Source organism: Shewanella psychrotolerans (genome assembly GCF_019457595.1).
GTDB classification, from domain to species: domain Bacteria; phylum Pseudomonadota; class Gammaproteobacteria; order Enterobacterales; family Shewanellaceae; genus Shewanella; species Shewanella psychrotolerans.
In genome coordinates this window covers 2,719,835-2,734,860 of the sequence record NZ_CP080419.1, presented here as the reverse complement: position 1 = coordinate 2,734,860, position 15,026 = coordinate 2,719,835, and the positions used below count along the sequence as shown (strand labels likewise).

Annotated in this window: 14 protein-coding genes; 10 read left to right on the top strand and 4 right to left on the bottom strand. The window is 44.2% G+C overall.

Annotated elements, in window-relative coordinates; translation table 11 throughout:
* Positions 1–6: 6 nt before the first annotated feature.
* Complete coding sequence (ppsR, locus tag K0I62_RS11975) at positions 7–819, bottom strand: posphoenolpyruvate synthetase regulatory kinase/phosphorylase PpsR (RefSeq protein WP_220068363.1); 813 nt, start codon at positions 817–819, stop codon at positions 7–9.
* 126 nt (positions 820–945) lie between these two features.
* Between ppsR and ppsA the strand changes: the two genes are divergently transcribed.
* On the top strand, positions 946–3,315 hold the full coding sequence (gene ppsA / locus K0I62_RS11970) for a phosphoenolpyruvate synthase (RefSeq protein ID WP_220068362.1): 2,370 nt from the start codon (positions 946–948) through the stop codon (positions 3,313–3,315).
* A 453-nt stretch (positions 3,316–3,768) separates the two neighbouring features.
* On the opposite strand, the gene K0I62_RS11965 is transcribed toward ppsA, so the two are convergent.
* Both K0I62_RS11965 and metG read right to left on the bottom strand, forming a co-directional pair.
* Positions 3,769–3,918 carry a hypothetical protein gene (locus K0I62_RS11965; RefSeq protein WP_220068361.1) on the bottom strand — a complete coding sequence of 50 codons (150 nt, stop codon included), beginning with the start codon at positions 3,916–3,918 and terminating at the stop codon, positions 3,769–3,771.
* Positions 3,919–4,055: 137 nt separating this feature from the next.
* On the bottom strand, positions 4,056–6,077 hold the full coding sequence (gene metG / locus K0I62_RS11960) for a methionine--tRNA ligase (protein ID WP_220068360.1): 2,022 nt from the start codon (positions 6,075–6,077) through the stop codon (positions 4,056–4,058).
* A 159-nt stretch (positions 6,078–6,236) separates the two neighbouring features.
* Between metG and apbC the strand changes: the two genes are divergently transcribed.
* The 9 genes from apbC to K0I62_RS11915 are packed head-to-tail and all read left to right on the top strand — an operon-like array spanning position 6,237 to position 13,157.
* Positions 6,237–7,349 carry an iron-sulfur cluster carrier protein ApbC gene (gene apbC / locus K0I62_RS11955; RefSeq protein WP_220068359.1) on the top strand — a complete coding sequence of 371 codons (1,113 nt, stop codon included), beginning with the start codon at positions 6,237–6,239 and terminating at the stop codon, positions 7,347–7,349.
* A 10-nt stretch (positions 7,350–7,359) separates the two neighbouring features.
* Positions 7,360–7,995 (top strand): uridine kinase, encoded by a 636-nt coding sequence (udk, locus tag K0I62_RS11950; protein WP_220068358.1) that lies wholly within the window; start codon positions 7,360–7,362, stop codon positions 7,993–7,995.
* Positions 7,996–8,022: 27 nt separating this feature from the next.
* A complete protein-coding gene (dcd, locus tag K0I62_RS11945; protein WP_220068357.1) occupies positions 8,023–8,604 on the top strand; it encodes a dCTP deaminase in 582 nt (193 codons plus the stop codon).
* Positions 8,605–8,615: 11 nt separating this feature from the next.
* The gene (pabC, locus tag K0I62_RS11940; protein WP_220071369.1) at positions 8,616–9,440 is read left to right on the top strand and encodes an aminodeoxychorismate lyase; all 825 of its coding nucleotides are present in this window, start codon (positions 8,616–8,618) and stop codon (positions 9,438–9,440) included.
* The gene (mltG, locus tag K0I62_RS11935) at positions 9,437–10,444 is read left to right on the top strand and encodes an endolytic transglycosylase MltG (protein WP_220068356.1); all 1,008 of its coding nucleotides are present in this window, start codon (positions 9,437–9,439) and stop codon (positions 10,442–10,444) included. Before pabC ends, mltG begins: the two co-directional genes overlap by 4 nt.
* Positions 10,441–11,070 (top strand): dTMP kinase, encoded by a 630-nt coding sequence (gene tmk, locus K0I62_RS11930; protein ID WP_220068355.1) that lies wholly within the window; start codon positions 10,441–10,443, stop codon positions 11,068–11,070. The genes mltG and tmk overlap by 4 nt, the downstream gene beginning before the upstream one ends.
* Positions 11,071–11,072: 2 nt before the next feature.
* Complete coding sequence (holB, locus tag K0I62_RS11925) at positions 11,073–11,990, top strand: DNA polymerase III subunit delta' (RefSeq protein WP_220068354.1); 918 nt, start codon at positions 11,073–11,075, stop codon at positions 11,988–11,990.
* Positions 11,991–11,997: 7 nt separating this feature from the next.
* Entirely contained in the window at positions 11,998–12,324 is a 327-nt protein-coding gene (locus tag K0I62_RS11920) for a PilZ domain-containing protein (protein WP_220068353.1), read from the top strand.
* 44 nt (positions 12,325–12,368) lie between these two features.
* Entirely contained in the window at positions 12,369–13,157 is a 789-nt protein-coding gene (locus K0I62_RS11915; protein ID WP_220068352.1) for a TatD family hydrolase, read from the top strand.
* A 338-nt stretch (positions 13,158–13,495) separates the two neighbouring features.
* On the opposite strand, the gene rsmF is transcribed toward K0I62_RS11915, so the two are convergent.
* A complete protein-coding gene (gene rsmF / locus K0I62_RS11910) occupies positions 13,496–14,938 on the bottom strand; it encodes a 16S rRNA (cytosine(1407)-C(5))-methyltransferase RsmF (RefSeq protein ID WP_220068351.1) in 1,443 nt (480 codons plus the stop codon).
* Positions 14,939–15,026: the final 88 nt, after the last annotated feature.

The following is a 15,026-nucleotide window of genomic DNA, read 5'->3' as shown; positions in this document are numbered from 1 at the left end:
GGGAGATTAAAACATATGACGTTCCAGACCTGTTTTTTCTAATATCTTGGTGGCAATCTCTTCTACCGAGTGATTAGTCGTGTTGACGAACGGGATACGTTCACGCTTGTACATCATCTCTACCTCTTTTACTTCGATACGACATTGCCGTAATGAGGAGTAGCGACTATTTTCCATTCGGCTTTGACGGATCTCATGTAAACGTACCGGATCGATGGTTAGACCAAATAGTTTGTGCTTATTCTTTTTGAGGACATCTGGTAGCTTAAGGTTATCCATATCATCTTCGATAAACGGGTAGTTAGCGGCTTTGATACCAAACTGCATTGATAAGTAAAGGCTGCTGGGGGTCTTGCCGCAGCGAGAAACGCCGAGTAAAACGATGTCTGCTTTATCGATATGTTTCAGTGTTTGGCCGTCATCGTTCTCCATGGCGTAGTTAATGGCATCGATACGTGCTTCATAACTATGATTCGCTTTACCATGGGTTCGGTGGACAACGGGGCTCGCTTTTATTCCTAATTGTTCCTCTAATGGCGCAACGAACGTGTTCAAAAAGTCATAATCGATACATTCGCTACTATATATGATGTCTCTAATTTCTGGTTTGACGATAGAATGGAACACCAGTGGCCTTTCGCCTGTTGTAATAAAACAATCATTTATTTGCTTCTTTACAGCTTCAGCTTTCTGAGTTGTTTCTACGAACGGAATAGTAAGCGCCTCAAACTCAACAGGAAACTGAGACAAAACCGCATGACCAAACACCTCGGCCGTGATCGCCGTCCCATCTGATATATAAAAGACTTTACGTAACATTTCGACCTCTTGTAGTAATAAAATTACAAATAAAATTATACATTTACGCTTCTTGCTGTGGAGTGTAAAATGCCGCTGCCCTCCTGTGAAGGGGCCACACTGAAATAAACTTGCGGAGATAGAACTGTGCAGCAATATGTACTCTGGTATCAAGAATTAGGCATGGGTGACGTCAACAAGGTCGGCGGTAAAAACGCTTCTCTTGGGGAGATGATCAGCAATCTAGCTAATGCAGGTGTTCAAGTGCCTGGTGGATTTGCTACCACCTCTTTTGCGTTCAATGAGTTTCTTGAACAAAGTGGACTTAACCAGAAGATATACGACATTCTAGATTCTCTAGATGTCGATGACGTGAATGCACTCGCGGCAGCCGGTGCACAGATCAGACAATGGGTTATCGACACCCCATTCCATACCGAATTTGAGCAGGTTGTACGTGAGTCGTACGACAAGCTTTCCTCTGAAACTCAAGATGCGTCTTTCGCGGTGCGTTCTTCAGCGACAGCCGAAGATATGCCAGATGCTTCTTTTGCGGGTCAGCAAGAAACTTTCCTAAACGTGAAAGGATTTGATTCTGTATTAGTAGCGATTAAGCACGTATTTGCATCGTTATTTAATGACCGAGCTATCTCATACCGTGTGCACCAAGGTTACGATCATAAAGGCGTAGCGCTTTCTGCCGGTGTACAGCGTATGGTTCGCTCTGATACCGCTGCATCAGGTGTAATGTTCACTATGGATACTGAGTCGGGTAACAACGACGTGGTATTTATTACTTCATCATTTGGCTTAGGTGAAATGGTAGTACAGGGCGCAGTGAATCCTGATGAGTTCTACGTACACAAGCCAAGTTTAACTGCGGGTCATAAGGCCGTTGTGCGCCGTAACATCGGTAGCAAGCTTATTCAGATGGTTTACTCTGATGACTTAAATCATGGTAAACAAGTTAAGATAGAAGATGTTGCTGCAGACAAGCGTCGTCACTTCTCAATCAATGATGAAGAAGTGATGGAACTTGCTAAGCAAGCGATGGTTATCGAAAAGCACTACGGTCGACCAATGGACATCGAGTGGGCTAAAGATGGCAATGATGGCAAGCTTTATATTGTTCAGGCGCGTCCTGAAACCGTTCGCTCACGTGAAGATGTACAACTAATCGAACGTTACAGTCTTAAGACGAAAGGCGATGTCATTGGTGAAGGTCGCTCAATTGGTCATAAGATTGGTAACGGTACTGCTAAAGTACTGGCTTCTATCGAAGATATGGATCAAATCGAAGAAGGTGATGTACTGGTTACCGACATGACCGACCCCGATTGGGAACCTATCATGAAGCGCGCCAGTGCGATTGTTACAAACCGCGGTGGTCGTACTTGTCATGCTGCGATTATCGCTCGTGAGCTTGGTGTTCCAGCGGTAGTGGGTTGTGGTGATATCACGGACAAGATTAAGCATGGTCAACAGGTGACAGTATCTTGTGCCGAAGGTGACACAGGTTTCATCTACGAAGGTATCCAAGATTTCGAAGTGATGTCATCACGTGTCGATTCTATGCCTGATCTGCCAATGAAGATCATGATGAACGTGGGCAACCCTGATAGAGCATTCGACTTTGCTCGTCTGCCTAATGAAGGTGTGGGTCTAGCGCGTCTTGAGTTCATTATTAACCGCATGATCGGTATTCACCCTAAAGCTTTGCTTGAGTTCAACGACCAAACTGCTGAACTGCAACAAGAGATCCACGAGATGATCGCAGGTTATGAATCACCTGTTGAATATTACGTGGCGCGTCTGGTTGAAGGTATTGCGACTATCGCATCGGCTTTCCATCCTAAGAAAGTGATTGTACGTATGTCAGACTTTAAGTCTAACGAGTACGCAAACTTAGTCGGTGGTGACCGTTACGAGCCAGAAGAAGAGAACCCAATGCTGGGCTTCCGCGGTGCAAGCCGTTATATCTCAGAGTCGTTCCGTGACTGTTTCGCCCTTGAGTGTGAAGCGATTAAGCGTGTGCGCGGTGAGATGGGTCTGACTAACGTTGAGATCATGATCCCATTCGTACGTACCCTTGAAGAAGCTGCACAGGTGATTGAGCTACTTAAAGAGCAAGGACTTGAGCGTGGTAAAGATGGTCTTCGCGTCATCATGATGTGTGAGCTTCCATCTAATGCATTGCTTGCCGATCAGTTCCTTGAGTATTTCGATGGCTTCTCAATCGGTTCAAATGATTTAACTCAGCTAACGCTAGGTCTTGATCGTGACTCGGGTATTATCAGTCATCTATTTGATGAGCGTAATCCTGCGGTTAAAGCCCTGTTGGCGATGGCAATTAAATCGGCTAAAGCTAAAGGTGCTTACGTTGGCATTTGTGGTCAAGGCCCATCAGACCACGCTGACTTTGCTGCATGGTTAGTTGAGCAAGGCATTGATACTGTGTCGTTAAACCCTGATACCGTGATCGATACTTGGCTATATTTAGGCAATAATCACGCATAAATAATTGCGGTTTGTGAGTTTAATTAAAAAAGCCGCTTTTTAGCTAAGTCCTATCACCTAAGATGTGTAGAGTGCTAAGACTTAGCGAGTCTTACTTATTTAAACGGTCCTTGATTTGGGCCGTTTTTTCGTTCAGGCCATGTAGCGCTTTATTCGTCCCCGCATTCTCCTTTGCTTTTTCGGTATTACACTCGGTGAAGCTATTGCGTACCACATCAGTGGGAGGGTAAAACACGCCTAACAGGTGAGTATTAGCATTTTTGATGCAGTGTTAACGAGTTTGACTCTAGTTCAATCCTCGCTCAACTATGCTCTTCACTTGTTGTAAACAACAAGGCCTTGTATGTTCCCTTCATACTTAAGGCATTCCCTCCATCCTAGGAGATCTGATGTTGTGAATATCTTTAAGGCACGACGATATGGAGCAGTTACTTAGCGGGTCACTTTGGTCTTCTATGCTTGTTTTGTTGGTTTTATCAAGCGCGGAAGCTCTTTTTGGAAAAGTGCGAGTGGATCTGGGGCAGCAAAGCCATCAACATCATCAATTAGCCAATGAGCTAATATAAAAATCCCCTCAAACATAATGTTTGAGGGGATTTTCATCTAACTAGAAGATCGTTCAACTGGTCATTTTTCTTAACTGATCAGTGTTAGCCTTATAGGTTAGGCGTCAATCAAAGCCACCTTCGATGAAAGTGGTTTTTACTTGATACCGTATTCGTTGATGCCGTTAAGTGATATTACTTAACACGCATACCTGGCTGAGCACCTTCGTGTGGCTCTAAAATCCACAAGTCTTTCTTTCCTGGACCCGCCGCAAGTACCATACCTTCCGACATGCCAAAACGCATCTTACGCGGTGCAAGGTTTGCGACCATCACGGTAAGTTTACCTTCAAGATCTTCAGGTGCGTAAGCTGACTTTATCCCTGCAAAGACTTGCTTGGTTTCGCCGCCTAGATCAAGTTGCAGTTTCAGCAACTTGTTCGCTTCAGGCACATGCTCAGCTTTTGCGATACGCGCAATACGTAAGTCGAGCTTGGCGAAATCATCAAAACTTATCTCTTCGCTTATTGGGTCAAGATCTAGCTGACTCTTTGGCGCCTCGGTAACTTGTAAGTTTTCGGTAGAGGCTTCGATGATCGCTTCGATGTTTTTCATTTCAACGCGCTGCATTAGTGCTTTGAATGGTGCAATTTGATGCCCTGCTAGATCACGGCCTAAGTCGTTCCAAGTGAGCTCTAACTGCAGGAAGCCTTCTACGTCTTTAGCCAGTTTGGGTAGCACTGGCTTAAGGTAAGTGACCAAAATTCGGAACAGGTTAAGTGCATTACTGCAGACCTGATGTGCTTCATCTTGTTTGTCTTCTTGCTTAACTAGCTGCCACGGCGCTGCATCGGCAACAAAACCATTGGCGATGTCGGCTAGCGCCATAATTTCGCGCATCGCCTTACCAAACTCGCGAGTTTCGTAAAATTGAGCGATCGTTTCTTGTTTGGCTAAGAAGGCTTCAGCTAATGATTGATCAGTCACTTTGGCTAACTTGCCATCAAAGCGTTTGCTGATGAATCCTGCGGTACGAGAGGCTAAGTTCACTAATTTGCCAACAAGGTCTGAGTTTACTCGTTGCGCAAAATCTTCCAAGTTCAGATCTAAATCATCAATACGGCTACTTAATTTTGCAGCGTAGTAATAACGAAGATATTCAGGATTCAAATTATCTAAATAGGTACGAGCTTTAATAAAGGTCCCTTTAGATTTTGACATTTTTGCGCCATTGACGGTGACATAACCATGAGCATACACGCTGTTGGGTTTGCGGAAATCGGCACCTTCGAGCATCGCTGGCCAGAATAGGCTATGGAAGTAGACAATGTCTTTACCGATAAAGTGATAAATCTCAGCGGTAGAATCTTTCCCCCAAAACTCGTCGAAGTTGAGGCCTTCACGCTTGTCGCAAAGGTTTTTAAATGATCCCATGTAGCCGATAGGTGCATCTAACCATACGTAGAAAAACTTACCTGGCGCATCAGGGATCTCAAAGCCGAAGTAGGGAGCGTCACGACTAATATCCCACTGTTGCAAGCCTTGGTCGAACCATTCGCCTAATTTGTTCGCCATCTCTTGTTGCAACGAGCCTGAGCGAGTCCACTCTTTAAGCATGCCTTCAAACGCAGGAAGGTCAAAAAAGAAGTGCTCACTGTCTTTCATTATCGGCGTAGCGCCCGATACGGCAGACTTTGGATCGATTAGATCTGTTGGGCTGTAGGTTGCACCGCAGCTGTCACAGTTATCGCCATATTGGTCGACAGACTTACACTTAGGGCAAGTGCCTTTGACAAAACGATCGGGAAGGAACATCGACTTTTCTGGATCGAATAGTTGCGAAATCGTTCTCGATTTTATGTAACCACCGTCGCGTAGCTTGAGATAAATCTCCGTCGCTAATGCGCGGTTCTCATCGCTGTGAGTGCTATGGAAGTTATCGAATTCAATATTGAAGTCAGCAAAGTCTTGTTGATGCTCTTTTTGTACTTGAGCAATCATCTCTTCTGGTGCAATACCTAGTTGTTGCGCCTTCAACATAATCGGTGTGCCGTGGGCATCGTCGGCGCAAATATAATGACACTCATGTCCACGCAGCTTTTGGAAGCGAGCCCAAATATCGGTTTGAATATATTCCAACATGTGACCTAAATGGATCGGTCCATTGGCATAAGGAAGTGCGCTAGTCACGAGAATTTTACGTTGTGAAGTTGCCATCTTGTCTCAAAATCAGTAAGTGCCCAAAAAGAATGGCATAGATACTAACCGATCATTGCATAAGTTTCACCAAAAGCTGCTTTAACTGAGCTAAATCTACCCGAATATTGTCAGAATTTCTGATACACTTAGCCAAATTAAATTCAGGGGGTAGTCGTTTTGTCTTCAGCTTCTCATAATTATCACCTTAGTGATGATCTTCTCGGGCCAGTTTTGGCCATTTTAGACGCATATCAAGATCCAAATTTGCAGCAAGGTTTAGTGACAGCAGGTTGTGTGACCAAGCTCGATATTGAAGGCAAGCGTTTGCTACTTGGATTGTGTTATCCCTATCCTTGTCAGACACAATATCGTGACACGGTTATGACAATCACCAACAAGCTAGCCGTACTCGACGCCATTGATGAAGTGGAGTGTGAAATTGACTTTCAGCCTGCGACTATCTCTTCTGGTGCAGTGGAGCCATTGCCGAATGTGAAACAAGTTATTGCTGTTGCATCCGGAAAGGGCGGTGTAGGGAAGTCGACTACCGCAGTTAATCTTGCGTTGGCGTTAGCGGCCGAAGGTGCCAAAGTTGGTATCTTAGATGCCGATATTTATGGCCCTTCAATTCCTATTATGTTAGGTGTGCCAGATTTTAATCCGGTATCTCCAGATGGCAAAATGATGACCGCGGCCAGTGCTCACGGTATCGCTGCGCAGTCAATCGGTTTTATGTTAGGTGGCGATGAAGCTGCTGTTTGGCGTGGTCCTATGGCGGCTGGTGCGTTAGCTCAGTTGCTAAACGAAACGCTTTGGCCTGAACTCGATTATCTGGTTATCGATATGCCACCAGGAACGGGCGATATCCAGTTGACTTTGTCGCAAAAAGTCCCTGTAAGTGGCGCGGTTATCGTGACAACACCGCAAGATATCGCGCTTGCTGATGCGAAGAAAGGCGTCAGTATGTTCCAAAAAGTGAATATTCCAGTGTTGGGTATTGTTGAAAACATGAGTTTTCACCTTTGTAGTGAATGTGGCCATAAAGAGCATCCATTTGGTCAAGATGGCGGTGCTAAAATGGCGCAGCGCTACAATGTCCCGTTGTTAGGCCAATTGCCACTTAAACTCAATATTCGGGAGGATGTTGATAATGGTGTGCCGACAGTGGTTGCCGATAGTGAAGGACAAGTTGCGCAGCTTTATCTAGCTATCGCAAGAAAAGTTGGCGCGCAATTGGCGTTAACTCAGACACAAAGTGTCGTTTCAATTTCAATTACAGAAGATGAGTAAGGTTTAAAGCATGAAATCGCAATGTGTCATTATTGGTATTGCTGGGGCATCAGCATCGGGTAAGAGTCTAATCGCGAAGACGATTTATGAAGAGTTATGTCGCGATTTAGGCACCGATGAAATAGGTGTGATTGCGGAAGACGCTTACTATAAAGATCAGAGCCATCTATCGATGGATCAGCGAGTGCTGACTAATTACGACCACCCAAAGGCCTTAGACCATCCATTGTTGTGTGAGCATCTAGAAGCTCTTAAACATGGTCAAGCGGTGGATATTCCTCAATACAGCTATACCGAACACACGCGTATAGCAGAAACCGTTAAGATGACACCCAAGAAAGTGATTATTCTTGAGGGGATTTTACTGCTAACCGACCCCATGCTGAGAGAGAAGATGGACGCCAGCGTGTTTATGGATACACCGCTTGATATCTGTTTTATGCGCCGTTTATCTCGTGATGTTGCTGAACGGGGGAGAACGATGGAGTCTGTCATGCAGCAATATACCCAAACGGTGAGACCCATGTTTTTACAGTTTATCGATCCGTCTAAGCAATACGCTGACATTATTGTTCCTCGCGGTGGTAAAAATCGTATTGCAACCGACATTTTGAAAGCGAGAATTCAACACCTCTTGGTAAGATAATAAGGTCAATTTAGGAGTTTAGTTGAGATGCGTTTGACTGATTTAGAGATTGAAGCATGTTTAGATGACGGCACGATTATTATCGAGCCTCGTCCTGATGCCGACGCCATCAGCGGTGTCAGTGTTGATGTCAAATTAGGTGACCAGTTTCGCGTATTTCAAGATCATACGGCTCCTTTTATTGACTTAAGTGGTCCAAGTGCCGAAATGCAGGCCGCGCTCGATAGTGTGATGAGCGATAAAATCGTGATCCCTGAAGGGGGAGCATTTTTTTTGCACCCAGGTGAACTTGCGTTGGCTATTACCCATGAACATGTCACTTTACCTCCAGATATCGTTGGGTGGCTTGATGGGCGCTCTTCACTTGCGCGTCTCGGTTTAATGGTGCATGTCACTGCACACCGTATCGACCCTGGTTGGCAAGGCAGGATAGTGCTGGAGTTTTATAACAGCGGCAAGCTGCCATTAGCGCTTCGTCCTTTAATGACGATTGGCGCGCTTAACTTTGAGCGATTAAATTCGCCGGTAGCACGTCCATATAACCAGCGTAAAAGCGCTAAGTATCGAGATCAACAAGAAGCCGTCGCAAGTCGGATCAGTCAGGACTAATCATGTCAGGATTGCTATGGGTCAATGGCGCTCGTCAAGAGACTGTATCTGCGTTTGATAGAGGCCTCGCTTATGGCGATGGCCTTTTTGCTACTATGCGCTGCACGAAAGAGGGGGTGCTATTTATAGATACCCACATGGCGCGTTTAACCCAAAGCGCAAAACGATTGGGGATACAATGGCAACCTTCTATCGAACTTAAACAGCTAATTGCATCGTTAGTGCAACAAGAGCACAAATCGTTTAATGGTGACTTTTGCCTTAAGCTCTTGTTGAGTCGTGGCGTTGGTGGTCGTGGATATCAACCGCCAGAAAAAGCAGCGACGACTGAGGTCATTTCGTTTCATCCGATCCCGAGTCACTATCGACAGTGGCAATCAACTGGGATTGCGCTGCAAACGAGCAATATGCGCTTGGCCTTACAAACACGCCTAGCTGGTATGAAACATCTTAATCGGCTAGAGCAAGTGCTAATTAAAGCTCAGATTCTGGGTGAAGGCTTTGATGATTGGTTGGTGTTAGATACGCAAAACACCATCATTGAATCATCAATGGCGAATCTATTTTTGATTAAAAATAGCCAAGTTGTGACACCTAGCTTGCACTTGTCTGGGGTCGCGGGCGTGATGCGAGAGCAATTGATTTATTGGTTTATTGAGTCAGGCTTCGATATTGATATTAGGCCGGTGACCTACAGCGAATTAGGCGAGTTTGAGCATGTATTATTGTCAAATAGTCTCTTTGGTGTCGTCGGTATCAATCGTATTGACCAATGGTTTTTTTCGCCAAGTGAATTAATTCAAAAAATTATTAGAACGCTATCCTTATCATTATGAAAAAACGCTTTATTAGTATTATCTCTGTGCTTTTGTCATCACTGTGCATTGCAAGTGTCGGACTCTTTTGGGGTTACCAGTCGGTATTAAGCTATAGCCAAAATCCACTTACTCTCGATTCTGCACAAGAGCTTGAGGTTAAAAGAGGCACCTCTTTTATGCAGATGGCTAGCGGATTAGAGCAGCGTGGGGTGATAGCGGATACTTGGAAGTTAAAGGTGCTAATTAAGCTTCATCCAGAGCTCGCTCAAATTCGCTCCGGTTTATATCTGATGACGCCAGATGATACGATATCGAGTTTACTCGATAAGTTAACCCAAGGCCGAGAGATGGTCTTTAGTGTCACGTTAATTGAAGGTCAAACGATTAAGGAGTGGAGTGCTGTTTTGCAGCAACTGCCTCGGATAAAGTGGCAAAACGATGTATTTAATCAAGTACTTCTTGATCACGGTGATACTTCTGGATTGCCTGAAGGGAAGTTTTATCCCGACACTTATCATTATGGTGCAGGGGATGACATTAAGGTTATTGTTGAGCAAAGTTACCTTAAGATGCAAAGTGAGTTAGAGAAAGTTTGGCAGAAAAGGGATACAAGCATTCCATTATCTTCGCCTTATGAGTTGCTTATTATGGCGTCGATTATTGAAAAAGAGACGGGCAAAGCCAGTGAGCGTCCTTGGATATCTGCGGTATTTACGAATCGATTACGTAAGAAAATGCGCCTGCAAACCGATCCCACGGTGATTTACGGCATGGGCGATCGGTACCAGGGCAACATTACGCGTAAAGATTTACGTCAAATGACACCTTACAACACTTATCGTATTAATGGATTAACCCCAACACCAATTGCCGCACCAAGTGGAGCCTCTTTGCAGGCGGCAGCACATCCTGCAGCAGTGGATTATCTCTATTTTGTCTCAAAAAATGATGGTAGCCATATTTTTTCTAAAACATTAACTGAGCACAATCGTGCCGTAGATAAATATCAGAGAAACCGATGAACAAAAGTAGCGCTAAATTTATCGTCATAGAAGGATTAGAGGGAGCGGGTAAATCGAGTGCTATCGCTTTAGTCAGAGATTTTATCGAGCAGCACAATGGCGCTGCACCAGTGTGTACTCGCGAGCCAGGTGGTACGCCGCTTGCTGAACGTATACGTGATTTGGTTAAGATTGCTGACCCTAGCGATCCGCTATGTGATGAAGCTGAGTGTTTACTGCTCTACGCCGCGCGGGCGCAACTTGTTGAGAATATTATCAAGCCTGCACTCGCCAATGGACAATGGGTACTCGGTGATAGACATAATTTATCTTCGTTAGCCTATCAAGGTGGTGGACGAAATTTGATGCCTTTGGTAGCGACGGTGAGTGAAGCAACATTGAAGGGTTTTAAACCTGATTTAACTCTCTACCTTGATATTGATCCCGTGCTTGGTCTTCAAAGAGCGGCTGATCGCGGCGCATTAGATCGAATCGAGCAACAGGCGATCAGTTTTTTTGAACGTGCTCGAGCAACTTATCTATCACTCGCAGACGAAGACGAGTCAATCATCGTGATTGATGCCAGTCAGAGTATGGCTGAAGTTCATCATGACATTTTGACTGCGCTGCAACAGCAGGGGTGGTAGTGATGAACGCGATCCCTTGGCATAAGACGGTTATTGAACAGTTTAGTCTGCAGGTAAGCACCGGTCTTCAGGGACATGCCTATTTAGTGGGTATGCATCAAGGGTATGGCGGCCTCGAACTGTCGTTAACTTTAGCACAAATTGCTTTGTGTAATCAGCCAACGCAAAGCGGTCCGTGTGACCGCTGTAAAGCGTGTCAGCTGTTTCTTGCTGGAAATCATCCCGATTTTTATCAGGTAGAAGCCGATGGTAATCAGATTAAAGTTGATCAGATAAGAGATCTTTGCCAGCGTTTGACCTCTACTGCACAGCAGGGCGGCAAACGTGTAGCTGTAATAAAAAACTGTGAACGCTTAAATGTCGCTGCTGCAAATGCACTGCTTAAGACATTAGAGGAGCCAGGCAAAGAGACACTTCTTTTGCTGCAAACAGATACACCAAGCCGTTTGATGGCGACCATCAGCAGTCGTTGTCAGCGTTTACATTTTACCCTGCCGATGGCGAATGACGTTCAAAAGTGGATATTAGAGCACGTTGAATTAAAAAATGATGTCACTTGGTGTCTACCGGTAATGGGGGGGCCTATCGAATTACTGGCGGCGTTGCAATCGGATCGCTATACCCAACTTATTCAATTCAGGAAAGACTGGATACAAAGTTTGTCGTCTGGACACCTGTGTGCTAATTTAACTAATATAGATCAAAAGCAAGTTTCTGATGCGCTTAGGGTTTTGTATCTTGTTTTAAGACAAAAACTGATTAAGCAGAAAAGTGCCGATGCATTAATTAACGTTAAGATAACCACTTTTGCAGCCAAGGTAATGGCAACGTATCATGAGTTAAACATGATGCCGAGTATAAATTTTATGGCTATTTTTCAATCGTTTATCTTAGAGTATCAGTCGCTAACAACAAGTTAAAATAAATATGGTCGATCTCGTAGTTAATTTTGATACTTTACATCAGCTATACCGTGCTTACATGCCGTTTATTCAGCCTGTAGGCCTTTTTGTTGCAACTACTGAAAGCCACTATCTAGGCCAAGAGTTGTCGATTGCCTACCAATTACCTGGTTCTACTGTGAAGCAAGAGTTTCAAGGGATTGTTGTATGGATCAACCCATTAGGCGCGTCGGGCGGACGACCTGCTGGCATAGGGGTGAAAATAATCTCCGATGCATCAACTCACAAACATCATATCGAGAACTTATTATCTCGAGAGCTAGCGTCCAGTGATTTGACCTGTACTATGTAGCTAGGTATCCTTGGCTCCTTTTTGTTGTTTAGTTGGAAATAAGCGTGCTCATCGATTCACATTGTCATTTAGATCGCCTGAAAATTGCCCCCGATCATGCCTCGTTAGCAGAGATCCTCGCTCAAGCTAAGTCGCGTGGTGTCGATTATTTCCTTTGTGTGAATGTACGTCAAAAAGGTTTTGCTGCCATGCAGGCCAAAATGGCGGAGTTTGATCAAGTTTTTCTATCGGCAGGCGTTCATCCTCTAGATGTTAAAGAGGGGCTCGATACTCTAGAATTACATCAATATATTAACGATCCCAAAGTGGTTGCCATTGGTGAAACCGGTTTAGATTATTTTTATGCCGATGACACCAAAGCATTGCAACAATCTTGTTTTGAGCAACAAATCGCGTTGGCTGTTGAGGTTAATAAGCCGCTGATTGTCCATACTCGAGATGCGAGAGAAGATACTATCGCGTTACTCAAAGCGGGTCATGCAGATAAAGTCGGTGGGGTATTACATTGCTTTACTGAAAACTGGGAAATGGCTAAAGCGGCTATCGATCTTGGTTTTTATATCTCTGTTTCGGGGATTGTTACCTTTAAGAATGCAGGCGATCTGCGCACGGTTATTCGTAAAGTCCCTAAAGACCGCCTTCTAGTTGAAACCGATGCACCATATTTAGCCCCCGTCCCACATCGCGGCCAGGAAAATCAACCTGCATTTGTCAGAGATGTTGCCGAGTTTGTTGCTGAGTTGAGAGGGGAGTCATTTGAAGAACTTGCTGACTATACTACGACCAATTTCTTTGATTTATTTAAAGATGCTGCCAAGTTAGTTAATCGCTAGTCATACCCGCTTATATTAAGCATTTAATAGCTTTATCTCTTATAGACTAGGTTTTCGCTAGCGAACAGATCTTTATACTGATAGATATCAATTATATAGACAAAAAAAGACCCAAAACTATTCCAATTGTTCTGGGTCTAGGGGAATGGCTCTTTGCAGAGCCGTGCGCTACTGTTTGAGATTGCCTTTCTTTGCTCTCAGACCTTTATTGTAGTCAAGCTTGAGCTAACTGCTTATTCAGTATAAATTTCAACCAAAATAAAATGTAACCAAATGTGTCAATCTTGACCTGTAATCAATCTATGGTTGCTGTCGATTGCTTGATGTTTTTCTTATCTTCAATTACTTAACTTTTGATTCAACGAAGGACAAATTTTGTCTTTTACCAATTCTCGGGGAAGGCTATTTTTTAGCTTACTACCTAAGTGCTTAACAATACCAAGATTAGCTTGATGATAGCTAACAAGTTGTTCTCCCATAGGGGGCACTTTCGCGTCGAGCATGATATCACGACCCATTAAGTAGCTCATTGCTTGCTGTTCATTTAATTCAATGCTCCTAGTGGTTGACGCTAAAGCGATAATGGCTTCGTGGCGCGCTTTAAAGCCCTTCTTGAGCGCGTCAGCAATTTTAATACCAATGCGTTGGAAGCGAATTTTACCTATTAATGGCATGATGTTATGCGGAAATAACCAATATTCATCATCACGCTGCATGATCACCCCATGTTCAGCTAAGTTGATGCCAAAAGTTGTTTGAGCATAGTCTTCGAGTGCTAGGATCTGTTTATTACTTGCAAGGCTGAAGGGAAAGTTCTTCTGTCGTTTTGGCTCTGGAACCGCACGTTCAATATTTGCGACCTTTTTTATCTTTGCGATAAAGAAACCTTCGCTATCATAAATCTGTGGCCAAACATGTAAAAAACCCTCTGCGGTACAGGCTTTGTCGGCGTCAGGAAATAGCGTGGCTAGTGATTCAAACTCAACCGCTTCTGGATAGCGCTGTTTAAGATGAAGGCAGACTTGTTGGTTCTCTGTGCGATTGAGCGTACAGGTTGAATAGACTAACGTGCCGCCAGTTTTTAAGGCGAGGAAAGCAGACTCTATCAGGTCTATTTGTGTATTTGCAATTGACTCAATCTCACTAAAATCCCAATGCTTCAACGCATCAGGGTCTTTACGTATTGTGCCTTCACCACTGCAAGGCGCATCGAGTAAAATAGCGTCGAAAGTATCATAGAGATATTCACCAAAGACCCGAGCATCGAAATGGGTTAATGCAGTATTTTTAACCCCCATTCGCAATACATTGGCGTGCAGTACTTTGACTCGGCTAGATGAATATTCATTAGCAACAAGCAAGCCTTGGTTATTCATCATTGCTGCAAGCTGGGTTGTTTTAGACCCTGGCGCAGAAGCCATATCTAACAAGGTTAAGTCAGCCGGAGTTACTATCGCATCTGGAAACAGAGCATGGGGAGGTAGCATTGAACTGGCTTCTTGAATATAAAATAGTCCTTGAATATGCTCTAGGGTATTGCCCAGTTGCACCTCATCTTCGACCGTAACCCAAAAACCGGCGTCACACCATGGAATCGGTTCAAACTGCCAACCTTTGGCTTGCATCAGCGCGATAAAATGCGCTGTCGATATTTTGAGTGTATTAACCCGAATCGATGGCCTGAGTGGCATCGCACTATAGGCGATAAAATCATCCATCGAAAGGTGTTCGGGGATCTCTTGAGCTATGCTATTGATAAAATTTTGATTTAGTTGAACCATAAGAAAGAAAAACCAGATATTGTTAGCTAGCAGTATACCACATAGGTGGTTACGCTATTGGTTTATAGACCACGGGTTAAAGGAGTAT